Annotated in this window: 24 protein-coding genes; 1 reads left to right on the plus strand and 23 read right to left on the minus strand. The window is 34.9% G+C overall.

The genetic code is table 11. The features are described from left to right. Positions 1–299 precede the first annotated feature (299 nt). The 6 genes from EDD63_RS07570 to pepT form a co-directional block, all read right to left on the minus strand. A complete protein-coding gene (locus tag EDD63_RS07570; RefSeq protein WP_134170089.1) occupies positions 300–743 on the minus strand; it encodes a DUF3284 domain-containing protein in 444 nt (147 codons plus the stop codon). Next, a complete protein-coding gene (locus EDD63_RS07575; RefSeq protein WP_134170091.1) occupies positions 740–1,636 on the minus strand; it encodes an ROK family protein in 897 nt (298 codons plus the stop codon). Before EDD63_RS07575 ends, EDD63_RS07570 begins: the two co-directional genes overlap by 4 nt. Before the next feature lie 135 nt (positions 1,637–1,771). Beyond that, entirely contained in the window at positions 1,772–2,665 is an 894-nt protein-coding gene (locus EDD63_RS07580; RefSeq protein ID WP_134170093.1) for an ROK family protein, read from the minus strand. Between the two features lie 95 nt (positions 2,666–2,760). Then, positions 2,761–3,402, minus strand: a complete 642-nt coding sequence (locus tag EDD63_RS07585; RefSeq protein ID WP_134170095.1) for a GDSL-type esterase/lipase family protein — start codon at positions 3,400–3,402, stop codon at positions 2,761–2,763. Then, positions 3,402–5,540, minus strand: a complete 2,139-nt coding sequence (locus EDD63_RS07590) for a Tex family protein (RefSeq protein WP_134170097.1) — start codon at positions 5,538–5,540, stop codon at positions 3,402–3,404. The genes EDD63_RS07585 and EDD63_RS07590 overlap by 1 nt, the downstream gene beginning before the upstream one ends. Continuing rightward, positions 5,537–6,763 (minus strand): peptidase T, encoded by a 1,227-nt coding sequence (pepT, locus tag EDD63_RS07595; protein WP_134170099.1) that lies wholly within the window; start codon positions 6,761–6,763, stop codon positions 5,537–5,539. The genes EDD63_RS07590 and pepT overlap by 4 nt, the downstream gene beginning before the upstream one ends. Before the next feature lie 141 nt (positions 6,764–6,904). Between pepT and EDD63_RS07600 the strand changes: the two genes are divergently transcribed. After that, on the plus strand, positions 6,905–7,612 hold the full coding sequence (locus EDD63_RS07600) for a hypothetical protein (RefSeq protein ID WP_134170101.1): 708 nt from the start codon (positions 6,905–6,907) through the stop codon (positions 7,610–7,612). A 26-nt stretch (positions 7,613–7,638) separates the two neighbouring features. On the opposite strand, the gene EDD63_RS07605 is transcribed toward EDD63_RS07600, so the two are convergent. From EDD63_RS07605 to dhaL, 17 genes are all read right to left on the minus strand, one after another. After that, positions 7,639–8,127 (minus strand): PTS sugar transporter subunit IIA, encoded by a 489-nt coding sequence (locus tag EDD63_RS07605; RefSeq protein WP_134170103.1) that lies wholly within the window; start codon positions 8,125–8,127, stop codon positions 7,639–7,641. After that, positions 8,111–9,097: an ROK family glucokinase gene (locus EDD63_RS07610; protein ID WP_134170105.1), complete on the minus strand. Its 987-nt coding sequence runs from the start codon at positions 9,095–9,097 to the stop codon at positions 8,111–8,113. Before EDD63_RS07610 ends, EDD63_RS07605 begins: the two co-directional genes overlap by 17 nt. Beyond that, complete coding sequence (locus tag EDD63_RS07615) at positions 9,090–9,737, minus strand: histidine phosphatase family protein (RefSeq protein ID WP_134170107.1); 648 nt, start codon at positions 9,735–9,737, stop codon at positions 9,090–9,092. Before EDD63_RS07615 ends, EDD63_RS07610 begins: the two co-directional genes overlap by 8 nt. A 31-nt stretch (positions 9,738–9,768) precedes the next feature. Next, positions 9,769–10,755 carry a sugar phosphate isomerase/epimerase family protein gene (locus tag EDD63_RS07620; protein ID WP_134170109.1) on the minus strand — a complete coding sequence of 329 codons (987 nt, stop codon included), beginning with the start codon at positions 10,753–10,755 and terminating at the stop codon, positions 9,769–9,771. Positions 10,756–10,763: 8 nt separating this feature from the next. Further along, positions 10,764–11,198 (minus strand): C-glycoside deglycosidase beta subunit domain-containing protein, encoded by a 435-nt coding sequence (locus EDD63_RS07625; RefSeq protein ID WP_134170111.1) that lies wholly within the window; start codon positions 11,196–11,198, stop codon positions 10,764–10,766. Positions 11,199–11,209: 11 nt separating this feature from the next. Next, a complete protein-coding gene (locus EDD63_RS07630; RefSeq protein ID WP_134170113.1) occupies positions 11,210–12,313 on the minus strand; it encodes a Gfo/Idh/MocA family protein in 1,104 nt (367 codons plus the stop codon). An 18-nt stretch (positions 12,314–12,331) separates the two neighbouring features. Beyond that, the gene (locus EDD63_RS07635; RefSeq protein ID WP_134170115.1) at positions 12,332–13,246 is read right to left on the minus strand and encodes a sugar phosphate isomerase/epimerase family protein; all 915 of its coding nucleotides are present in this window, start codon (positions 13,244–13,246) and stop codon (positions 12,332–12,334) included. 9 nt (positions 13,247–13,255) lie between these two features. Then, complete coding sequence (locus tag EDD63_RS07640) at positions 13,256–14,308, minus strand: Gfo/Idh/MocA family protein (RefSeq protein WP_134170117.1); 1,053 nt, start codon at positions 14,306–14,308, stop codon at positions 13,256–13,258. A 147-nt stretch (positions 14,309–14,455) separates the two neighbouring features. Continuing rightward, entirely contained in the window at positions 14,456–16,774 is a 2,319-nt protein-coding gene (locus tag EDD63_RS07645; protein WP_134170119.1) for a GH39 family glycosyl hydrolase, read from the minus strand. A 74-nt stretch (positions 16,775–16,848) separates the two neighbouring features. Then, a complete protein-coding gene (locus EDD63_RS07650; protein ID WP_134170120.1) occupies positions 16,849–18,231 on the minus strand; it encodes a PTS transporter subunit EIIC in 1,383 nt (460 codons plus the stop codon). A 392-nt stretch (positions 18,232–18,623) separates the two neighbouring features. Beyond that, positions 18,624–19,625, minus strand: coding sequence for an HAD-IIB family hydrolase (locus EDD63_RS07655; protein ID WP_134170122.1), 1,002 nt, complete (start codon positions 19,623–19,625; stop codon positions 18,624–18,626). Positions 19,626–19,655: 30 nt separating this feature from the next. Then, positions 19,656–20,273: a dihydroxyacetone kinase subunit L gene (locus EDD63_RS07660; RefSeq protein WP_134170124.1), complete on the minus strand. Its 618-nt coding sequence runs from the start codon at positions 20,271–20,273 to the stop codon at positions 19,656–19,658. Between the two features lie 8 nt (positions 20,274–20,281). Continuing rightward, positions 20,282–21,292, minus strand: coding sequence for a dihydroxyacetone kinase subunit DhaK (locus tag EDD63_RS07665; RefSeq protein ID WP_134170126.1), 1,011 nt, complete (start codon positions 21,290–21,292; stop codon positions 20,282–20,284). A gap of 7 nt (positions 21,293–21,299) precedes the next feature. Further along, positions 21,300–21,962, minus strand: coding sequence for a class II aldolase/adducin family protein (locus EDD63_RS07670; RefSeq protein ID WP_134170128.1), 663 nt, complete (start codon positions 21,960–21,962; stop codon positions 21,300–21,302). A gap of 8 nt (positions 21,963–21,970) precedes the next feature. Further along, a complete protein-coding gene (locus EDD63_RS07675; protein ID WP_134170130.1) occupies positions 21,971–24,034 on the minus strand; it encodes a BglG family transcription antiterminator in 2,064 nt (687 codons plus the stop codon). Between the two features lie 19 nt (positions 24,035–24,053). Next, positions 24,054–25,049: a dihydroxyacetone kinase subunit DhaK gene (locus EDD63_RS07680; protein ID WP_134170132.1), complete on the minus strand. Its 996-nt coding sequence runs from the start codon at positions 25,047–25,049 to the stop codon at positions 24,054–24,056. Positions 25,050–25,061: 12 nt separating this feature from the next. After that, a complete protein-coding gene (gene dhaL / locus EDD63_RS07685) occupies positions 25,062–25,697 on the minus strand; it encodes a dihydroxyacetone kinase subunit DhaL (RefSeq protein ID WP_134170133.1) in 636 nt (211 codons plus the stop codon).

Here is a 25,697-nt window from a genome sequence, read left to right on the forward strand (position 1 = left end):
CCATCACAAGAAATGCTTTAAAGACACATAAATTATTCAGTACTTATCAGTGATTTATCGAGACTTGGTATGCACTGGTTGAATTAAGCCTAAAAAAATACGTCGTAATGACGCATCTCTTGAATTTCATTTTGTTTGGTCTACATCCGTATCCTGCTAGAGATTTATCAAGATGTGTGCCTTACCATTTGCAATACTGGTCTTGTATATAGTAAGAAAGCCAACACATGCAATTCATGTATATTATAGTGTAAACACTGTAAATAGCAATGCATATACCATAATTGCTTACTTGCGATCTATGCTTCTTTTTCCTCGTCTCTTAGTGAGATGATATGTTTTTCAATCGCTTCAAAGCGTCCTGACATTTTCGCTTTGGCTGTAAATTCACGGAAACGACGAATGATCGCTTGAAATGAATTCTTTGAATTTACAACTTCTGTGTAATGTACTTTAATCTTGAATGGGCCTTTTTCTTCAATCTCGTGTTTGAAGTATTGTTTTCCATCAGGTACATCCATTTCTAAAGCATAAGTTTTTCCATATTCAAATTCTGTGATGACCTTACGAGATATAAAGTTACCAGTTTTCAGTTGGTACGTTTGCTTGTAAGAAAATCCTTCTTTGATATCATTTGTACTCACACGCTTTTTTGTTGCTTTTGGCAATTCTTGAACAAAGCTGTTCACGATGAAATCAAAGTATTCTTCTTTTGATATTTTTAACGTCTTACTTAACTTCATGCAACTACCTTTGTGAATGCAAGAGCAGCTGCTCCAATAAGACCACTATCTTCATCAAGATTTGACTTTTGAATATTTACATATTGACGTAAATTATCAAATGTTTTTGTTTCTACACGACGTTGAATATCTTCAACAAAGCCGTCGATTTTTAACGCTACACTTCCCCCAAGAATCACGATTTCTGGATCAAGTAAGCTCATTAAACTTGCAATACCATTTGCTAAATATTCTTTTGCGTCTTCCATAATTTCTTTAGCAATTGCATTTCCTTCAACTGCTAAATCATTCACTTCACCTGCATGTTTTACATCTAAACCTTTTTCCTTTGCACGATTGGTAATTGCTGTTCCACTACTAATCGCTTCAATTCCACCTGGCTTGATAATTCCATGACTTGGTCCATTACGCCATAGTGGCATGTTTGCAATTTCATGTGCAAATCCATGTGCACCTTGATAGATTTCGCGGTTAATAACCAATCCTGCACCAACTCCTGTGGAAATCGTTAAGAAAGAAACATAACGGTAATCTTTACCTTTACCGATCGTTGCTTCTGCTAGTGTTGCTAAGTTTGCATCATTTTCTAGGAATACAGGTACACCCAATAATTTTTTCATTTCATCTGTCAGTTTAAAGAAATGCCAACCTGGAATATTTGGCGAATCAAGAACTGCACCGTTAATTAAATCAAGTGGTCCTGGACAAGAAACTCCTGCACCGACGATATCCTTATTGAATGAATCGATACTTTCTTTAATTTTATGTAATGTGTTTTGTGGATCATGAATATCAGTTGCAAATTGCACGCGCTCTAACACTTCATATGCATCATTAATTAAAGCGACACGTGTATTTGTTCCCCCAATATCAATTCCTACTGCGTATTTCATATTTCTCCTCCTATGATTAAGATGTCTGCCTCTATCATTATACGATAAATATGTGGAATACTCTATACTTCATAAATGAAATATTAAGCAACAAAATAAAAAAGACCCGCAGGTCTTCCTTATCTAGTAGTTGTATTATGCCTTTAGGAATGCAAGTGCTGCCGCTCCTAATAAACCACTATCTTCATTTAGGTTTGATGTTTCAATTTTAATGTATTTATCAAAACCTGGTAGTACTTTTGCTTTTACTAAAGCTTCAACTTCTTTTGTGAATCCTTCAATCTTTAAAGAAACACTTCCTCCAAGAATGAAGATATCTGGATCTTCAACTGCAAAAATCATCGCGATTGCATTTGCTAAATATTCTTTTGCATCATCCATGATTTCTTTTGCAATTGCATTTCCAGCAACTGCTAAGTCATTTACTTCTCCAGCATGTGCAACCTCTAAACCAAGTGCGCGTGCACGATTGGTAATTGCGGTTCCACTACTGATTGCCTCTAATGCTCCACTTGCTAAAATAGAATGTTTTGGTCCATCTTTCCACATGATCATGTTACAAACTTCATTTGCCTGTCCGTGTGCACCTTGAATGATTTGTTTATCTACAACATAACCAGAACCAATCCCTGTTGAGATCGTTAAAAAATGAACGAAGCGATATGACTTTCCTTTTCCAACGGTTGCTTCTGCTAAACATGCTAAGTTTGCATCGTTTTCTAAATAAACGGATACACCATAGCGTTTTTCCATTTCTGCAACAATTGGATAATGAAACCAGTTTTCCCCTAAATTCACTGCCATACCAATTTTTCCATTGATCAAGTCCATTGGACCTGCACAAGATAATCCAACACCAACAATGTCATGACCAAAATCGGAAATGGCTTTTCCAATGGAATCAAGCATCACACTAGGATCTGCTTTTTCTGTTGGAAACTCAACACGTTTTGTAATTGTATAATTTTCATCAACAAGTGCAATTCTCGTGTTGGTTCCCCCAATATCTATTCCTACCGCATATTTCATCTGAGTACCTACCCTTCATCCTTTTTATAACATAGAAAAAGAGCAAACACAATACTTGGTATATACCAATGTTGTATTTCCTCTTTTTTTCGTGTTTATTCGTTAATATATGGCTCAATTAAGGATGCAAACTTATCATATCCTTTTTTGCTTAGATGAAGTCCATCTGTTGTATATTCTGGATTCATCTCTCCATCTTTTAAGAATTCTGGATACATATCAATGTATTTAACAACTGCTCCATCAAAGTTTAATGCAAGTTCTTTATACTCTTGACCTAGTAACCATAACGAACGATTATTACGGTTACGTGTAATTTTCTCTTTAGAGACAGGTAGTGGTGAAACAATATAAATTTGATCAATATGATAATTACGTTCAAAAATCGCAAGTAGATTATTTACGTTAAAGGCGATATCTAATACATCACCTTGATGTGCATGTCCTGCTACATGTTTTCCATGTTCTTCATTTAAATCATTTGTTCCAATCATCAAGAATAATTTATTTGGTTTGTATAGTTTAATTGCATAGTCATGTAAATATAGTAACTGATGACTTGTTGCTCCATCCAATCCATTGTTGTAGATATGTGCATTTGGAAAATAATGCGCATTATCAAATCCATATAAAATTGAATGCCCAAATAATACAGTTTCGCCTGGAGTTGCTCCATAGCCACGATCTTGAATCTCTTTTACTCTATCTTGTTGATAGTCAAAATACACGTTTTCCATTATTTCCCCCTTATGGTTAATTGCACTTTGTGCTTTTCTTCATCCTTTTTATAAACCCATACCTTAATAATATCACCAACACTTACTACATCGCTAGGGTGATTGATGCGACGTTCACTCAATTGCGAAATGTGAACAAGTCCATCCTCCTTTAATCCTATATCAACAAAGGCCCCAAAGTCCACTACATTACGCACAACTCCTTCAAAAACATCACCCACTTTGATATCTTCAAAGGATAATACGTCTTGACGTAATAATGGTGCATCATATTTATCACGATAATCACGAAGTGGCATCGTAATGGCATCCAGTATGTCATCGAGTGTATATGCATCTGTTTCAACAGTAGTTGCTAAAGTTGTACGGTTGCAATTTTGAATGGCTTCTTTTGCTTTATCTGTACCCATATCACTAACTTCTAGTCGAAGTTCTTGTAATACCTTTTTTGCTACATCATAACTTTCTGGGTGAATTGCAGTACGGTCTAATGGTTGTTTTCCATCTTCAATACGCAAGAAACCAGCAGCTTGTTCAAATGCTTTGGGTCCAATTTTTGGAATCTTTTTAATTTGTGTACGTGAAAGAATTGGTCCTTCTTTTTCACGATAATCAACAATGCTTTTTGCACTTGCTAGAGTTAATCCAGCAACGTTACTCAACAAAGTAGCACTTGCTTGGTTAATATTAACACCAACTAAGTTTACTGCTTTTTCAACAACGAAATTCAAACGTTCTTTTAATTTACTTACAGGCAAATCGTGTTGATATTGTCCAACCCCAATACTTTGTGGATCAATTTTAATTAACTCACTTAATGGATCAAGTAATCGTCTTGCAATGGAAATTGCACTACGTTCTTCAACATGTAGTTTTGGAAATTCTTCAATTGCTAGTTTACTCGCACTATACACTGAAGCACCTGCTTCACTGACAAGCGTAAAGGCAACTGGTAAATTGTAATCCTTAATTACTTGTGAGACAAAACGCTCACTTTCTCTACTTGCAGTACCATTTCCAATCGCAATTAAATCAATGTTGTATTTCTTTACAAGATCTACAAGTGTTTTTGTTGCTTCTTTTACTTTATTTACTGGTTGATGTGGATAGATGACTGCAATTGTTTCCATCTTTCCTGTATCATTAACAACCGCTAGTTTACAACCGGTACGAAAAGCAGGATCAAAACCAAGAATCGTTTTGTTTTTCATCGGTGGTTGTAGTAATAGTTTTTCTAAGTTAAGTGAGAAAACATCGATACTTGCATCGTGTGCTTTTTCACTAAGTTCACTTCGTACCATACGCTCGATACTTGGAAAAGCCAAACGTTTGCATCCATCCAAAATCGCTTCTTTTACATAGTCTACAGTTGCTGATTGCTCCCATTTGGCAAAGCGTGTAAATAACCAGTTTTGAATATACTCTTCATTGATTTCAATATTTACACTTATCACTTTTTCTTTTTCGGCACGATCAATTGCCATTACATTATGTGGTTGTAAACTTGATACACGTCCTTCAAATGCATAATACATTTGATAGACTTTCTTTTCATCTTCTGCATCTTTCTTAATCTTTGTGACAAGTTTTCCATAATTCGCCATAGAGTCATAAATCTTATTACGTACATTTTGTTTATCTGTGATCTTCTCAGCAATAATGTCTTTTGCCCCTTGAATAATCGCTTCTTTATCTGGGTATGCTTCACACGCATATGCTAGAATTTCATCATCCTGTAGGGTTCTTGGTAATTTCAAAAATACGTTTGCAAGAGGTTCAAGTCCTGCTGCAATCGCTAGACCAGCTCTTGTTTTCTTTTTTTGTTTATATGGACGATAAATATCTTCCACCTGACTTAGTTTTGTTGCTTCTTTAATTTCAGCAACAATTGCATCAGTTAATTTCCCTTTTTCTTCAATTAAACGTAGAACATCTTCTTTACGTTTCTCAAGTTGTACTTGATAGTTGTACATTTCACTCAATTCACGAATTTGCTCTTCATCTAATCCTTTTGTCATCTCTTTACGATATCTTGCAATAAAAGGAACTGTATTTCCTTCTTCAAGAAGCGTAAGGGTTGTTTGCACTTGTGCTTCTGATATTTGTAGTTGCTTTGCAACTGCTTCTATTTGATTCATATATTCTCCACTTTACTTGTCATTACATTTTTTAAAATTTCTACCATTTGCTTCATTTCATCAATACAAAGGTATTCATATTTTCCATGGAAGTTATCTCCACCAGTACCTAAGTTTGGCGTCAATAATCCTTCATTAGATAAACGAGCTCCATCTGTTCCTCCACGAATTGGTTCATAGTGAACAGGAATCCCCATATCTTGCATCACCATACGGACATCATCCACAATATACATGTGATCTTTAAATAGTTCTGCCATATTGTAGTAACTATCTTCAATATCCACTTTGATGGTGTTTTTACCGTATGTAGCATTCATTGCATCTTGAATTGCGTAAAAATCTTGTTTTTGTGCTTCAAATTTCTCACGACTGTGATTGCGAATAATATATTCCAATGTTGCATACTCACTTTGTCCATTAAATAAAGTTAAGTGATTGAATCCTTCATAACCTTCGGTTTTTGCTGGATCTAAATCAAGTGGTAATGCCATATGGAATTCCATCGCTAGTTTACTTGCATTAAGTAGTTTATCTTTTGCACTTCCTGGATGGATGCTATTTCCTTGTACATGTACTTTTGCACTTGCCGCATTGAAGTTTTCAAAGCTGATCACATTAATTTCAGCACCATCAATTGTATATGCATAATCTGCATCTACTTTTTTTACATCAACATGATCTGCTCCATGTCCAATTTCTTCATCTGGTGTAAAGATAACTTTAATCGTTGGATGCTTAACATCGGGATGTTCTACATAATACTGAATCAAATCCATAATAATACTTATCCCAGCTTTATCATCAGCACCAAGTAATGTTGTTCCATCGGTTACTAAAAGATCTTTTCCAATACAACGTTCCAAACTTGGAAACATTTTTGGATCCATTGTAATTTGTTCTTTCTCGTTTAAAACGATTGTCGAACCATCATAGTTTGTAATCAATCGTGGATGTACATGTTTTCCACTCATATCACTACTTGTATCCATATGTGCAATTAAACCAATACAATCCACATCGTGTTCAACATTTTTTTCTAGTGTTGCATACACAACCCCATATTCACTTGTATACACATCAAGTAATCCAAACGCATTAAGTTGTTCTTCCAAGACCTTGGCTAACTCCAATTGACTTGCAGTTGAAGGAATACTTGTACTCATTGGATCAGATGTTGTTTCCATTTTTGCATATGCAATAAAACGATCTACTATATTCATTTTCATACCTTCCAATTCATTTTTAACTACTGTTAATTTCCTTATGTAATTCCTTTGTTTTTATACATAAGGACTACGTTTTTATTATACGATAATTTCGATAAAAGTGGTAAAAATGCTTGTAAATGTTATACTAAATATATGAAAACATTATTACTAGCTGGAGAAATCACAGATTTCTTAAATGAGTTGTTTAACATCATCGATATTGAAGACATATTTAGCTTGATCTTTTTTATCGTTGTAATGGTTGGAATTGTATCGAGTTCAAGCAAGAAAAAGAAACAACAGCAAATGAAATATCAAACGACTTATGTACCAAAGGAAATGAAACGCCAAAATGTACAAGTGGATTTAACAAGCAAAAGAAAAAGTGCACCTAGAGAAAAAAGTAAAGGTGCTGAAAAGAAAGGGATTTTCGCTCAAATTGCACAGTCGATTCAAGCTGGAATTGAAGAAGCAAATGCTGAAGCAAACAAGAAAAAAGCGAGCTTATATAAACCAAATCAAAGAGTGCAAGTAGATGTGACAAATCATCAAATTTCAGATGAGCAACAAGACTTATATGAAGAAAGAAATCAAGCATATGAAGTACGCAAGAGATTTGAAAAAAACCATGCAAAAGCAGATAAGCAAAGTATTTTAGATACAACTATGGATGCACACGAACAAAACGTTCTTGATGCAGAAACTGCATACACCGCTGCATATGATTCACGAATAAGTAATGAATATCAAATGTTTGCTTGGGAACCTATTGTTCCTAAAGAAGCAATGGCTGCTGAGCCCGCAATAGAAGCAGAACCAGCACTATCCGTAGATGAAGAAAAAGGTTGGATTATTATTTAATAATCCAGCCTTTTATTTTGATGATTCTACTTTGTGATTAAACCAACAGTTTCTTGATTTGTGACATCTGTTGTTTCATGAAGTTGAATCATAGCATCATCATCCATATTTGTCACAACTACAATGACAGTGGGGTCAATTTGTAATTGTTCCAACATCGCTAAGTCCATTTCGACTAGTGTTGTTGATGCCTTAACTTTTTGGTTTTCTTTAATGAATATTTCAAATGGTTTACCGTTTAAATCAACCGTATTGATACCAATGTGTAAAATGACTTCATCGCCATTATCTGATAGGATTCCGATTGCGTGTTTCGTTGGAAAAATACTGATAATTTTTCCTGAAACCGGTGAGGTAATGGTTCCATTTTTAGGATACACCGCATATCCATCTCCCATCATTTTCTGAGAAAACATTGGATCATTGACATCTTCAATATGCATTAACTTTCCAGATGCAGGAGAATACAAAGTCGTCGTATCGCTTACATCTCTTTTTTTAAAAATTCTCATCATACTTTGCTTCTCCTTGAATTACCATTTGTGCTGCACCTGTTATCCCAGCATCATTACCAAGTGTGGCAAGTTTTATATCTGTTGATTGTCGAACAAGTGGAAATGCTACTTTTTCAAACACGCTTACAATTTTATGAAGTAGTATATTTCCTGCCTGTGATACGCCACCACCGATAATCACGCTTTCTGGGTTTACTATATTGGCAATATTTGCACAAGCGACTCCAAGATCGTACGTAATTACATCTACGCCCTTGCATGCGAGCTTGTCATTTTCTTTTACCAGATCAAACACGAGTTTCGCTGTTATTTCTTCATCATTTTCGATTGCTTTTTGAAGCTTTGAATCTTCCATAAATGTTTTACTTTCTACATATGCAACATTCACAATTCCAGTTGCACTTGCCACTGTTTCTAAACAGTTTTCATTACCACATGTACAAGTGAAACCATAATTTAAACTACTGTGTAAGTGCCCGATTTCTCCTGCACTATTTGCTGTTCCTGTAAGTATAGAATTGTTTATAACAACACCGCCACCGACTCCAGTACCTAGTGTAATAAATACGATATTTGATGCATGACTTACACTTGCTTCCCCATACGCTGCACAGTTTGCATCATTGGTAAGATAAAGTGGCACATCTAAATCATATTGTTGGAATGTTTTACGGATATCCTGTGTTTTTGCCCATCCAAGGTTAAATGCATTTTTTACAGTTCCCTCTTCTTGGCTAACCACTCCAGGTGCACCTATTCCAATCCCTAATAGTTGTTTACTTGTATAGTTTTTGTCGACTAATGTTGAAAGGATTGACTTACACATATTTGGAACAATTTGTTTTCCTGCTTCGTTAGTGTCTGTTGGAATTGTCCAAGTTTCTAAACAAGTTCCTTCACTTGTATACATTCCAAACTTCGTAGTTGTTCCACCTAAGTCAATTCCAATTACGATATCTTTTTCATTCATTGAATGCCACAACCTTTCCCACACCATTTTCGTAGGTAATCGTTGTCACACCAGAGTTTTTCAACTCTTGCTTTACAGGTATCGTTTCATCTACCATATGTACAATTGTACGAATAACATTACCGTGTGTTACAACCATCAATTTGCTATCATCTTGATGCTTGTTTAAGATCATTTCAAGTCCTTTATTTAGTCGTGATTCTACTTCCTTTTGGGTTTCCGCTTCGTTTGCTTGATCCACATCTTTAATTGCTAAAGCTATTTCATCTAAACTCAACGTTGTAAAGATATCACGCACTTCTATATTTTTATTTTTTGCGACTTTGCCATACACATAGTCGCAAAAGCTACCATCCAGTGAGCCATAAAAGGTTTCACGGAATTCATACGTAGGGATGATTTTTGTTTCATCCCTATATGTATTTTCTGCCAAAATAAGATTTGCAGTTCGTATGGTTCTGCCCAGATCGCTTGTATAAATTACATCAAATTTTTCATTTTCGAGACGTTTGCCTGTCGCAATTGCATCTTCTTCCCCTTTTTGTGTTAAAGGTGCATCAGACCAACCTTGCATTTTTTTGTATTTATTTAAATACGTTTCCCCGTGCCGAATAAAATAAATCGTTACTTTATTACCCATTGTCTACACCATTTCCTTACTATTTGAAACCTTATTCACTTAATAATGTTTCCAATTGCTTAATTTGACGTTTTGTAAATTCTGTACCACCACAATATAATTCATCTTCATACTCACAAATTAAATATCCATCAAATGACGTTTCTTTAATTGCAGCAATAATTTCTGGATATGGGATACTTGCTTCTACACAGTTTTCATCTAGGTAGTGGAATTTACAGTGCATCTCAAAGCAATATGGCATGATACGTTTCATACCTTCTAATAATGCAGGCAGTTGCTCTTTACTTTTGAATTGTACGAATCCATACATTCCTTGCAACACACCATTGATTGCAGGGTGTGCATTTGCTTCTGTAAGTTTTGCTCTTGCTTCTTCAATATCCACACCAGCATAGCGCATATCTGCAGCCATTTGTAAGTGTTCTTCTTTTACTCCAGCTTGAAGTGCTTTCATCCATTGTGGTTTATTTGGTGCAATTGAGAAACATCCAAAGTCAGGAATAAATCCTAAATACTTTGATCCAGTCTTTTCAATCACTGCTAAGTATTCCATCATTTTTGGTGAAGTTGGTGTTTCTGGATTATGAATTTCGATACCAACATGCACATCATAAAGTTCAGCATATGGCGCCAAACGTTCAAATGCACTTGGTGATAACATATATTGTGCACGCATCACCTTACACCCTAATGCATTTGCTGTTTTTAAATCAATGATTGTATCTGCAAGCATTTCATCATCACTTAAATCGCGATCATGACGCATTCCACGATCGTTATTTGCTCCATAACTTACTGGACCAATTCCATACGTTTCTTTTAATCTAGTAACCAATCCAAGAAATTCATCACTTACATTTGGATACGATGGTAACATTTGTGTCCCAACAATTTCATAACCAGTAGCTCCGGCAAGCGCTGCTTGTTTTACACATTCTTCAAAATCATATTCATATCGTGCATATTCTGTTCCATAACAGAATAAAGTAGCACCTATTTTCATATTTGTATTCATCTTAGTTTCTACTCCTCTACACGTACATCAAGTACATCTCCACTATCAAGAGGCATGTACATATGTCCCGGTCCTATATTCATATATGGAACACGTAACATTAATTTCAACTCAATTTTGTGGTTACCTTTTGCCAACCCACCTTTTTTAATTACATGAATGGTTGCAGGTTCTACTTGACTCCAAAATTCAGTAATTGCATATTTTAATTTGTATACAGGAAGTTCCTTATTACGATATGCAAACGTAACTGCTTCTTGATCAACTTTTTCTCCATCGATATACACTTCAAGTAGATCGATATCAGAAAGATAATGACCTCTATAATATCCTAGTTGTACATCAAAGCTAAATCCATTGCGTTTATTATTGATATACATGTCTTTGAAGGAATCTTTTTTTATAATCTCTTCATTTAATTGCATTCTCATTGCAAAAGCCATGTTCTTTCCCCCTAAAATTTAATCTCTTTATTTTCAGCTGCTGATTTATAAATTGCATCTAATACTTTTGTAACTGCTAAAGCTTCTTCTGGTTTTACTAGTGGTTCTGTTCCATTTACAACAGCTTCTAACCATTGTTTTGCATCGATGGTACCTTCTTCACCACCACCGCCACCGAAGTATGCGACACCACCAACAGGTGATAATGTTTCTTCCATTAATTGGTTGTTTTTTCCACGGTTATAGATCAATTCATTTTTTCCATAACTCATTCCTGAGTGAATTTCTGCACCAGCTTTTGTACCACAAAGTGTAGTTGATGCTTCTCTTGATTCAAGAATATTTAAAGCCCAGCTTGCTTCAAGGTTAATTGTTGCTCCATTTTTCATCTTAATGAATCCCATGGCTGAATCTTCAACTTCATATGTTTTTGGATCCCATGGTCCAAATAGGTTTCCTTCTGTTGCTTGTTCTAATCCACCAAGCTTATAAAACACAGATCCATTTACACTATCTACATCATAGTTATTCATACACCATAAAGTTATATCCAATGCATGTGTTCCAATATCAATTAATGGTCCCCCACCTTGTGCTTCTTTGTCCATGAATACTCCCCATGTAGGTACTCCTCTACGACGTACTGCATGTGCTTTTCCATAATAGATATCTCCAAGTTCACCATCTGCACATGATGCATGTAAGTTTTGAACTTCTGGACGGAAACGGTTTTGGTATCCAACCGTAAACTGCATTCCTGATTTCTTCCAAGCTTCTACCATTTTCTCTGCTTCTGTACTGCTGTGTGACATTGGTTTTTCACAGTACACGTGTTTTTTTGCATCAAATGATGCAATTGCAATCTCACTATGCGACACATTTGGTGTACAAATGTGCACTACATCTACATCAGGGTTTTGCAACACTTCATGATAATCTGTTGTCACTTGTGCGCCTTTGATTCCAAATTCATTTGCGGCTTTTATTGCACGCTCTTCAATTAGGTCACAAAATGCAACCATTTCACATAAATCTGCATTTTTTTTCAGTGCCGGGAATTGTTTTTGATTAGCAATTCCTCCACATCCAATAATCGCTACTCTTAACTTTTTCATATATTTGACCTCTTCTTTCTATATCACAAAGTTTCTTAAATATTTCGTACTAATTGCGACTGCCTTCTTGGCATCATCATATGTTTTTTCAAACGCCTTATCTTCTACCTCAATACATGTATATCCATTAAATCCAATATCCGTTAATGCAGATACATATTCTGCCCAATCTACATCTCCAAGTCCTGGTACTTTTGGTGCCATGTATTCAAGTGGCGTTGCCATAACTCCGACATCTTTTAGTTTTTCTTGATACACTTTAATATCTTTATAGTGCACATGATAGATGCGATCCTTAAATTCGTATAACGGTGCAATGTAATCAATTTGTTGCCAAATAAAGTGTGATGGATCATAGTTGATTCCTAAACGTTTACTAGGCAATAATTCAAATACTTTTCGCCAGTTAGCTGGTGAAGTCATTAAATTTTGACCTCCTGGCCATTCATCATTTGTAAATAACATCGGACAATTTTCAATTGCAATATTTACATCATTTGCTTCAGCTACATCTAATATTGGCTGCCAAATACCAACTACATCTTTTAGATTTTCGTCAACGGATTTTTTTGAATCCCGACCGATAAATGTTGTTACTGTTTTTACACCATAAGCATTAGCTGCTTTAATTACTTGTTTTAAGTGTTTAGTATAATACTCACGTTTACTTACATCTGGATCCATCGTATTTGGATAATATGCAAGTGCTGAGATTTCAACACCCTTTTGCATACAATAATCCAAATTTTCTTGAATCGTTTTCTCACTTAAGTCATATACATCAATGTGCGAAACTCCTGCATATCGTCTTTCCGCTTTTCCCTTTGGCCAACATGCAACTTCTACACACTCCAATCCGTTCATTGCGACAATATCGATCATTTCTTTGAAATCACTTTGATCTAAAATCGCACTTACTAATCCTAATTTCATACTATCTCCTTACTTCTCAAATAAAATTGCTTGATTTGTTTCACTTGATTTCCAAGCCGCTTCCATAATCGCTAGTACACGACGTACCTCTTCATGTTTTACAAGTTGTTCTTCTTTACCATTTACTACATTTACAAAGTTTTGATAGAAATCTGTCCAGTCCGTTTCTACAGTTGGTAATTCTTCTGAATATAGTGCCCCTGCAGGTTGTGGTGCAAATTGACGTGTAGGACCAGCTACTGTTTCTGCAATTTGTGCAGGCAGTTTGTCTAACAATTCACTTGTTCGCCATATTTCTCCATCACAAGCAAATGTATTAATTTTTAAAGTCCCTCGATTTCCTGCCACCAACCAACGCGGTTGATAATTCAAGACATAGGTTCCTAGTTCAATATGATATGTAATCCCATTATCGAATTTTAAAAGTATTTTAAAGTAATCATCTACTTCATAATTAATGATGCTTTTTAAATCAGCAAATACACTTAGAACTTTTGCGCCTTTCATCATTTGGCATGCTTGGTCGATTAAATGAACTCCCCAATCGTATAGCATTCCACCACCGTATTTTTTATATAGGTGCCATTCATGAATTCTTCCATTTGCTGTATGAAGTTTTGATTCAATCGTGAAAATATCACCAATCATATGTTCTTCATAAACTTTTTTTGCAATTCGAAAATCACGATCCCAACGTCTGTTTTGATGTACCATCATCGTTACGTTGTTGTTTTCTACCGCTTTTACCATTTCGTCGTATTCTGCAGTATTTAATGCTGCTGGTTTTTCATCAATAATATGTTTTCCAGCATTTGCAGCTTTTATCACCATTTCTTTATGTAAGTGATTTGGAACTGTAATCAATACTGTATTTACTTCTGGATTCGCTAATAAATCCTCGACATCTTTGTATGCTGGATATCCCAAATCAATTGCTTCTTGACGCTTTGTATCATCAATCTCACATACTGCGACAATTTCTACTCCCTTCACTCGAGTAGCATTTTGTTCGTGCCATTTACCCATGCCACCAAAACCAATGATTCCTAATTTAACGTTCATATGTTTAACCTCATCTTTTCTATCTTTATTTTACGAAGATTGGGACATTTCATCTTCCCGTTTTTTATCGCGAAGTTGATGATTTACATCCTTGTTTTCCATTGAAAATAAAAAAAAGACAAAATTTGTGATACATTTTTTGTCTTTCTAATTCTTTATTAATCCACAATACATTGTAGATATTTGGTTTGGTGCTAAATCAATATCAACTGTCAAAATTTCATTGGTAACATGAACCTTTTTAATCATAAGATCTGGACTCGATTTTCTTGCTAGATGATCAATATCCATACCAGTTACAAAGTTCACATAATCCCATTTCTTCCACTCATCAATTAGACTTCCGCTCGTTGTACTGATGGTAAACATTCGTACTTCATATTCTCCATTTGTTACACCTTCTAAGTGAAACCGGAACGATTTTGATTCATTATGGAAGAGCTGATTAATATCATTCACATGGATTTTATCTTTTTTAATATACATGGAAGGTTCGATATGACAGTAGTTGTTACACAGAATTCCAATATCATATCCTTCATCAATTGTCGCAATATAATTTGCATTTTTACCAATCACTTCACTACGCAAATGATGATAAAACTTATATCCGTAAAATGCAGGTTTGTAGATACCTTGTCGATTCAATAGCCCATATGAACCATTGAGTAATTCGTTGGTATTTTTTGCATCTATAACCACATCACACATAACATCATAAGCAATCTCATCCACTTCATCAGAAATACTTTGTAGACTTCGCACAACGTATGCTCCTTTAAAGCACGTATCATTAACATAGTCTGGATATATTTTCGAGTAATTCCATGAAGTTACATATAGTGGTAAATCTTGGTATTTTGTTTGCTTAAGTTGCTTTTTTACTTCTGCTACATCATTTGCTAATTTATCGTTATTTCCAATGTCCTTTAATTTCGTTTGTGAATCAATCGTATAACTATGCATGGTGATGAAATCAAATACTACATTTTGTTTCTCTAGTTTTTCAAATACATCATTATTCGCATAACCCACTTCAAATCCCACACCACCAATTTTAAAGTTATTACTATAACTTTTTAGCAACATGAATATTGCTTTATATAGTTTTGCATAACGCGAGCTATTTAAGTTACTTTGATTACTTAATTCAAAACGATACTTCCCGACATTCACAATCATAAATTGATTGATCAAAAACGACATGAATTTACGTAGTACTTCTTTGTATATATCAAGGTATTGTTCAAACATATCTGCATCTTGATCATTTACTTGATACTTTGCAAATGCAGGTGTTTCAAGTTCAATCATGACAGGAATATTATTTCGAATAAGAAAATTGAAAACGTTTTGGATTTTGTCATAATCTAAAAATACTTCATCATTTTCGATGGATACAATATTTTCACTAAAGATATCAATGATTCGAAACGATTCAATTCGCAATGATTTCCGCGTTTTCAACAACTGTTCTTGCACTTGAAATTCAAGCAACTTATGCGCTGGTCCAACATTCATCATTTTGGTAACTTGAAGACGTTGCGGTTTATGTTTTCTTACATCTAGTGTAATCTCCTCATGCATCGTTTTATTTTTATATTCATAGTTGAACTCTTTTAACTGTTCAACAACTTTCTCATTTTGGTCTATTGCTAGTTCTGCTTTATGTTCTTCTTGATATTGTTGACGATATAAAGAAGGTGTTGTTTTGTATGCTTCCTTGAATGATTTATTAAATGCAGTGGTACTAGCAAATCCATGATCCACTGCTATTTGTGTAATATTTTTATCCGTTAGTTCTACATCTTCAATCGCTTTCATTAACCTCACTTGATTAATAAAATCAATGAAATTCTTTCCTGTCTCTTGCTTAAAGTATCTAGAGAAATAAGAAGAAGACATATAGAAGTGAGAAGCGATATCATCTAAGGATAAGCGTATATTATAGTTTGTATAAATATATTTTAAAATACTTTCCAATCGTGTATCATAATCATCACTTTCAAGTTCCATATGATAATTTGTGACTAGCACATCAAGAAATTGAAATCCTAATTCAAAATACTTATAAGGAAACTTCTTATCATTACTTGCGAATGTTGATATTAAGTGATGCATTGTATCGCGCAACATGGAATGATTTAGTGCGGTATTTTTTACAGAGTTACAATCAAAGCGAATGGTATTGTTTTGTAAGGAATCGCGCAATACGTATAATGGAATGACAATTTCACAAACCATTAATTCTTTACTTTGACTATGAATCTCAAAATTTTCTCCATAGTTAACAAGTAAGAAATCATCCTTCATCAATGTGAATGATTCTTCTTGCTTATCAATAACTAGTGATCCAAAGACGACATAGAAAAACACAACACTTAATTCATGTCGTTTGTAGTCATTTACATCTGTTAGAATTTGAAATCCACTTTTTGAATCGAAGCTATTGAATATATTGTACATACTGACCTCTCTTTCATCATACCAAATCTAAAATGGAAAAGGTGAAAGTTTTTCTTTCACCTGATCGATTTGTATTATACTTTTAATTTCTTTTCGACACTTTCGCTCCAACCAAACATGTACGTTAAACCAAAAGCTAAGACTAATGAAGCAACTGCTCCTAATAATGCTCCATAGAATCCCATGTCAATTCCTGCTGGATTAATAAGTGCTGGAATACCTAAGATTCCTGTACCAAATGTATATCCTTTTCCACCAAGTAGTGAAGCAATTAATCCTCCAAGTGCTCCTCCTGCTAAACCAAAGATAAATGGTTTTCTTGCTGGAACATTAATACCAAATAATGCTGGTTCTGTAATTCCAAATAATCCAGATACTGCTGAACCTACACAAACTTGTGTAACGGCTTTGTTTTTTGAACGCAATCCGAATCCAAGTACTGCTCCAGTTTGTCCCATTGCAGAAGCAAAGAACACGATCGCAATTAATGGACAATATCCCATTGCTGCAAGATTTGCAATAAAGATTGATGAGAATGCTTTACTTACTCCAAATAAAACAAGTAGTTGCCAAATTCCACCTACAAGTACTCCAGTGATTAATGGACTAAATGCATACAATGCTTGAATTGCATCAGTAATGAATGACATTACTGCAGTTAATACAGGCCCAATAATTAAGAATGCAAGTGGTGTTACTACACACAATACAATCATTGGCACAAAAATCATCTTTAAAATATCTGGAACGATTTTTCTAGCAAACTTCTCAACGATTGCTGCCAAATATGTTGATAAAATAATTGGGAATACCGTTTTTGAATAATTAACTAATGTTAATGGAAGAGCAAACAATGTTAACTGTTGTCCTTCATTTACCGCATTAATGATTTCAGGTGTGATCATTGCACATGCGATAATCATTGCATAGAATGGTTTTCCACCGAATTTCTTAGCTGATGTATATGCTAAGAAGATCGGGAAGTAATAGAAGATTGCATTACTAATTGCATATAGCACTAGATATGATCCACTCGTTGGATCTAACCATTTCAACATTACAAATAATGATAAGAACCCTTGTAGTGTACCACTTGCTGCTAACACACCAACGATAGGTACAAAGATTGCCGAAGCAATATCCGTAATTTTATCAAGCAATGAAGCATTTTTATCTGTCTCTGAAGATACTTCTACTTCACCTCCAGCTTTTGCTGGATATATTTTAGCTGCTTCTTCATAGTAACTAGATACTGCATTACCAATCACTACTTGCAATTGTCCACCAGCATCGATGATTCCCATTACACCATCAGCTTTTGCAAGTTCTTCATCATTCACTTTCTTACGATCAACTAAAATAAATCGTAGTCGCGTAAAGCAATGACTAAATGATTGCACATTATCAATACCACCAACTAAATCGATTATTGTTTTTACATTTTCTTTTACACTCATATTATCTCTCCTCTTTGTGAAATCAAGTTTGTCTAATTTGTTTTCTAACACACTGATACTTATGTTGAATCAAGACCTCCTTTTGTGTAAGCGCATACATATCATAACGCAAGAATAGAGTCTTATCTTTCGCTTTTTTTACATGTAATCTACGAAAAAAGAACTTTTGATTTTACAAACATAAGAAAATGTAAAAATATATCACACGTTTTTTTACTTAAGTTTAACTGGTATTGAGTTTTCTGGCTAAAAGACTACTAAATTATGATGTTTAACCGTAAAACTATTTCTTACGGATGATCTCTTATCTTTACTATACCGATTATTTTATCTCCTCACAATATAATCCTTAATATAAAAAATCTACACCATCTCTTGGCATAGATTTTCTTTTATATACATTGAATGACAATCAATACAATCCACAACAAACCTAGTGTAATATTTTGAATTACCTTGTTTTTATATAGTGGATCTTTGTATCGATCACGATACCGATTATAACTTTGTTTAAAAAAGAATAGAGAAATATAAAAATAGCTTACATAAAGTGGAAAACAGTATAATGAAATACCTAGTCCAATAAGATATAACAAGATCTTCCAATGCATATTCAAAATAGGTTTTTGTCGTTTATCCAAATGTTCATTAATAATGTCTGAGACATCATCAACTATTGCACTAGCTATTGACTTCACTTCTTCGTTTCCAATATTCATCGCATATCCGTGAAAGATTTCAATCATTTGTTTATCGTTTCCGCCATCTCCAACAACAAGAACTTTATCACTCTTAGGTAAATGATGATCCAACAACCATTGTAATGATGTTGCCTTGTTATCGTGTAATCCATTTACATCGATTGTTTCAATATTTGGATGAAAAGATACTTCACTACCATACGCCTCTCGTAATAATTTCGTGGCTGTTTTCACTTTATCATATGTATCAAAGCGCATATCTATTCCATAATAATCATATTTTTCAATTTCATCGAGTTCAATTTCTTTCGTGTAATAATTATAAGTGCTTGCAGCTTCATTATCACTTTCAACTACCATACGCTCAAATCCAGCAGATAAAATATAATATACACTACTTCGCACGATTGGATCACATATGATTTTCTTTGCCAAACTTCCTGGAAACTTTGCTTCATAGATAGGCTTATACGCACTGTTATACACAACTGAACCATTATTACATACTGCAAAATGAAATGGGATTTTGTATTTGTCTATATCTTTTTTCAACGTCAAAATATCTCGTCCAGTCACAAAGATGAAGATATTTCCTGCATCTATCCAATTTGTAATTGCATCTACTGTTTTTTTCTTTATTTCACCTTTCGAATTTGTTAGTGTTCCATCCACATCACTTGCTAATACTTTCATAATCCTCCTTTAGAAAAAAGGTAGGTTGACCTACCCTTTTACACTGATTTCAAATGCTTCAAATAATAATACAGCTACATATGCTCCTGGATCTAGTAAATCTCTAGAAGCTTCTCCTCTTGTTGCTGCACGTCCATGTTTGGCAATCATTGTCGCAGTTTGTTCATATCCTTGTCTAGCTGCTTTACTTGCTTTACTTGCTAATTGCGCTAATGGAAGTTCTATGTTTTCTTTTAATACTTGAACTGCTGGATCAATTCCATCAATAAATGTTTTTTCACCAACGTTTGCCTTACCTCGATTGATAACACCTGCTTCAAAACTGTCAAAGAACTGCACCCAGTTTTCATTTGTAAGTTCATTTTGATTTCGTAAATCTTTTCCTGCTTGCATCAAACCAGAAGCCATAAGCGTTCCCATCGTTGATGGCACTGCACTTGCCATGGCTTTTCCACCAGCATATACAAGTTTTCCTAGATCTTGTTCATCAGTATCTTTGACTGCAAGATATGCAGCACGAAATCCATCTGACATAGTAAGTCCTAAATCTCCATCACCAACAATTTGATCCATTTCGATAAGTGTATCTTTATTTTCTTGCATGATGTTAGCAACAACTTCAAGATATCGTTTCATGTCTTGTAACATATTGCCTCCTACATTTGTTTGAAGAATGGCGTGTTGACTGGATAGTCAATCAATGGTTTAAGTTCTTCATCAACTTTGAGTAGTGAAATCGAAACACCTGACATTTCAAGTGCTGTTGCATATTCACCTACATAATAACGATACGCTTTAATGCCTTTTTCTTTTAAAATCGCATCAATTTTTCTTGTAACGATGTATTGTTCATCTAGTGGAGTTGCACCTAATCCATTAACAAGAACAGCAACTTCATCACCTTCAACATATGGTAAATCCGCAAGAATTTGTTGCATCATTTCTTCTGTGATTTGATCTGCACTTTCTAACTGACCACGGCGAATTCCTGTTTCACCATGTATTCCCATACCGATTTCCATTTCATTTTCTTCAATGGAGAATCCCGCTTTTCCAACTCTTGGAACTACACATGCACTTAAGGCAACACCCATCGTGCGTACATTATCTGCTGCTTTTTGGGCAATTCGGGTAACGGTTTCTAAATCGTACATTTTTGCTGCCGCTGCTCCTGCACATTTATAGACAAAGAAAATTCCAGCCACACCTCTACGTGTGCTTTTTTCTCCTGGTGCACTTGGTCCAGCACTAGCTACATCATCGGCTCCAAGCACAGTTGTCACTTGAATATTTTCTTCAAAGTCGGCCATTTCTGTAGCCATATCAAAGTTAAAGATATCCCCATTATAGTTTCCATAAATGTAAAGAACTCCTGCACCTTGATCAATGTCTTTGGTAATTTCAAACATCTGTTCTGCTGAAGGAGATTGAAATACATCACCTACTGCACAACCATCAAGCATCCCATCACCAACATAACCTAGAAATAATGGTAAGTGTCCAGATCCACCACCAGTAGAAATCCCTACTTTTCCTGGTGTTTTATTTTTTGTGACATAACACTGAAGATCATCATTTACACAAGTTACTTGATCTTGATGTGCAATATAAATCCCTTCTAACATTTCTTTTAGATAGTTTTCTGGATTGTTTATAATCTTTTTCATATAGAACCTACTTTAGTGTAATTTCTTTTGGATACGCCCAACTTTGTAATTCTTCTGCTGGGAAGAATTCAGGTTCTTTACCATTTAATGCAGTTAATGTATTGTAGTAAAGTTGTGCAAGTTCTTCAATATACGCTGCTTTTAAATACGCTTCATAAATATCATTTGCATCACATGCAACTGCTCCATGACCTTTCATTAAGAAACAATCCGCTTCTTTTACTGGCTCGACGGCTGTTTCTGCTAGTTCTGGAGTTCCAGGACGACCATATGCAGCAACTGGTACACGACCTTTTGATAACCCCATAGTTGCAACTTCATAAACAATTGCTGGTAATGGTTTATTTAATACTGCAAACGTTGTTGCATACATAGAGTGTGTATGCGCAATTGCTACTACATCTTCTCTTGTTTCATATATTTTTAAATGCATAAGTGATTCACTTGTTGGACGTAATCCAGATAAGTTTTCAATTACCACTGCATTCATATCCATTACAATCATATCTCTAGGTGTCAACAATTCACGGTCAACACTTGTCGGTGTAATTACAACATAACCAGTTTCTTTATCACGAGCGGAAAAGTTTCCTGATTTATGTTTACATAAGCCATCTTTTTGTGCGCGTTTTGCGATTTCACACACATCTTTCTTTAAAGCTTCTAACATAGTTCCTCCTATTTTATTAATATGTTAAGCATTTGGTCAACATCACTTGCTCGACGCAATGCTTTCATTTTCGTTTCATTCTCTGTTATTTCAATAAACTGAAATAATGGGTTTAAGTGTTTGGTACGATCTGGTGTTGCTAGTACTACAATCATATCCGCTTCTAAATAATCAAAGATCGGAATACGTTTTGGTAATCGTAAAAGTCCCATTGCAACTTCATTTACCCCATCATCAATTCCTGCATGTGCCACGATGACACCATCAGCAATCGCAATATATGGTTTATCTTGTTCTATCGAATCAATCATTTTCTTTACATAACGAGATTCAATATCTCCTTGATCGAGTAAGGGTTTAGCTGCCTTTTCAATGGCTTGTTGCCATGAAAGTTCCTCATGTTCTACTTGAACGGTTTTCGTTGTTAGAATATCTGCAAGCGACAACTCTATTCCTTCTTGATGTACAACTTTTTGTGTAGGTAAAGAAGGATCTTGAAATAAGTACTGTTGTAAGTCTTTCATCATCTGTTCATTATCATCGACTTGAGCATGTTTTCTAACAATATCCATAATCTCAGATAAGTTGATGCGATGTGGTTTAATTCCACTTAAGCTTCCCATCACCTTTTCTCTAAAACGTTGTTTTGCATAATCATTTAGAAATGGCTTTACTAAATATTGTGGTTTTTCACTATCCAAACGTACCGTTGTAAAAATCAAATCGTATGGTTTGTCATATTCTTCAAATGCACGAATCGATAAACAATCCTTGAATTCGATCTCTGGTAATAATTCAGATAGTGTGACATATAAATAGTTGGATACTGTCACACCGTTTGAACAAATTACAATCGCTTTTTTCTTTTCCTCAATGATCTCAAGATTTCCTTCTTTTTTTAGCCACGCTCCAAAAAGCACAGTTAAATACACAAGTTCATCATCAACGATTTCACTTCCTACAAATGCTGCAAACGGTTGACTTGCTCGTCGTACCATTTCATGCAGTTGGGCATGTTGTGGTAAGACCATATCAATTGCACTATTTTCGATATGAAATTGATACTTCATTCGATAATATGCAGGCTTACAGTGTTGCACTAATGCTTCTAGTAGTGCGGATTTTCCTTGAATTTGGACCAAGGAAATCTCTTCAAAGCGTTCAATCATATCAAATGCTGCATCAGTAATTTGCTTTTCAACTTCCACATCATCCGTACGCATTGAACTCACATTTGAACTTTGAATTTGTGCTGCAATAAACATCCGTTCTAACTGATTTTCTACGGCATATTTTTGCACAAGAATATTGGTTGCTGTATATTCACTAGTTCCAACAATATGTTGAAATGATTCAGCAATTGCATCCAATAATTTACCTTGTTTGATGCGACGTAAAATCAAGTATAGAATAAATGGTAATTCTTCCAAGCGCTCATCTGTGAATTTGATATTTAGCTTATCCTCGATCAACATAATCGATTCATACACAGATGCAAATTCTGCTTCTTCAATATTACAGATTTTCTTTATGACACAAGCTCCATTTGGCATTAGTAATACTTTGCGAATCGCCGTGATTAAACTTTCACGTTTCGCAAACTCGCTTCCTGTCATTCGATATCCATCTTTTCTTGAATAATGCACATCTACTTTGTAATTTCGACATAAGGTTTGTTGCAGCTTTTTTAGATCCAGTAAGAATGTATTCTTACTAATATTGAGTTCGTATGTAAAATCAGCAGTGGATAATTCTTCTTGGCGGCATAGTAAAAGAAGCACAATTAAATACTGTCTTTCTTTATCTGAATATGTATAATCAGCTTCTTCTAGGTTGAAGTTTTCGGTCTTATATTCATCAATAACTGGTGCTGGAATTTGAAACTTTCCTGTTTTTAAACGTTCAATACATTCAAATCCATTATCCATAAGATAATCATTTACTTTCTCAAGCGAATAACTCAGTTGCTTTCTTGATAAATCAAGCATGTCTTGTAATTGCTTTCCAGTAATTGTTGGATTATCTACGATTTGTAATAAGACATTACGACTTCTTTCATCCAAATATGCCATCCTTACCCCCTGTTTCTATTTATACGCGTAAACCCATACTATCTGCTTCAACTTCAAGTAATTCATGGAGTTCATCATCCATACGCATGATGGTTAATGCAGCTCCATTCATATCTAGTGAGGTTACATAATTACCAACCAACACTTTATCAATATTGATATTTCTTGCTTGAAGTTCACTTTCAATATCATTATACAATACGTAAAGTTCCATAATTGGTGTTGCTCCTAAACCAGAGACAATCACAGAAAGTGTTTCATCTGCTTTCACTTCCAAATCATCAACTACAGCTTTTACCATATCTTTTGCAATATCTTTTGCACTTTTTAAATCTTCCACATGCATGCCTGGTTCTCCATGGTGTCCAATTCCAAATTCCATTTTTCCTTCATCAATATGGAAGTTTGGTTTTCCTACTGCAGGAATGGTACATGAAGATAATCCCACACAAATACTGCGTGTTTGATTCACTGTTTTTTGTGCGACGCGAATGACTTCATCAAGAGTAGCTCCTTGACTTGCCTTTGCCCCTGCAACTTTCCACATGAATACACCACCAGCTATACCGTGACGTTTTTCTTTTGTCTCTTTTGGTGAAGATGATACATCGTCTGTTGCAACAACGTATTTTACTTCTACTCCTTCATCTAGACACATGTCGACTGCCATTTTTACATTCATGTTATCTCCAGCGTAGTTACCAAATAAACAAGCAACCCCATTTCCACTATCAACACTCATAAATGCATCATAGAACGCTTGTGCTGGTGGAGAAGAAAATACTTCTCCAACCGCTACTGCATCAAGCATTTGGTGTCCTACATAGCCAAGAAATGCTGGCTCATGTCCACTTCCACCACCACTAACAAGTCCGACCTTGCTAGCAATTGGTGCTGCTTTTAACTTCATAACATGATCATTTTCACTTAATATTTCTAACTCTGGACGAGCTTTTTCAATACCTTTCATCATATCTTCAACGATGAAATCGGCATGATTCACAAATCTTTGCATACTATAACCCACCTATCTTAATAACTTCTTGCAGCCATCAGCAAACGACTCAAGAATGAGTTGTGCACTTGTTGCTCCAGCATCTTGATGACCTTTTGAACGTTCTCCAAGTCTTGATGCGCGTCCAAGTTTTGCCACCATATGTTTTGTTGCTTCAAGCCCTGCTTGTGATGCCCCAACCATTTCAGTTAACGCTTTATTTACATCTTGTGATGCATCAAATTCTTTATGATATGCGTAAATTGCAGGATCTAATACATCAACTAATGTTTTATCATTCACTTTTGCTGGTGATATCTTTTTAATATTGTCATATGCTTTATCTAGCATTTCACCAATGATTTGACCATCGATTTCTTCATGTTGTTTACTAGCAACATATAGGCCACGAAAGAAATTTCCGTATAATGGACCCATACTTCCTCCAATTTTACTCATAAGCATTTTACTAATGATTTGAAAACCTGTACTCATATTTTCTTTACCAGTTAATGCTTCTTTTGCTAGTGTAAAGCCTTTATTCATGTTAATTCCATGATCACCATCACCAATTGCACCGTCGATTTCGCTTAAGTAATCACGATTTTTTTGAATACATGCAATGATGGTTTCAACTATTTCAATTCCTTCTTGATTCGTAAACTTCAT

Source organism: Breznakia blatticola (assembly GCF_004365815.1).
GTDB lineage: Bacteria > Bacillota_I > Bacilli_A > Erysipelotrichales > Erysipelotrichaceae > Breznakia > Breznakia blatticola.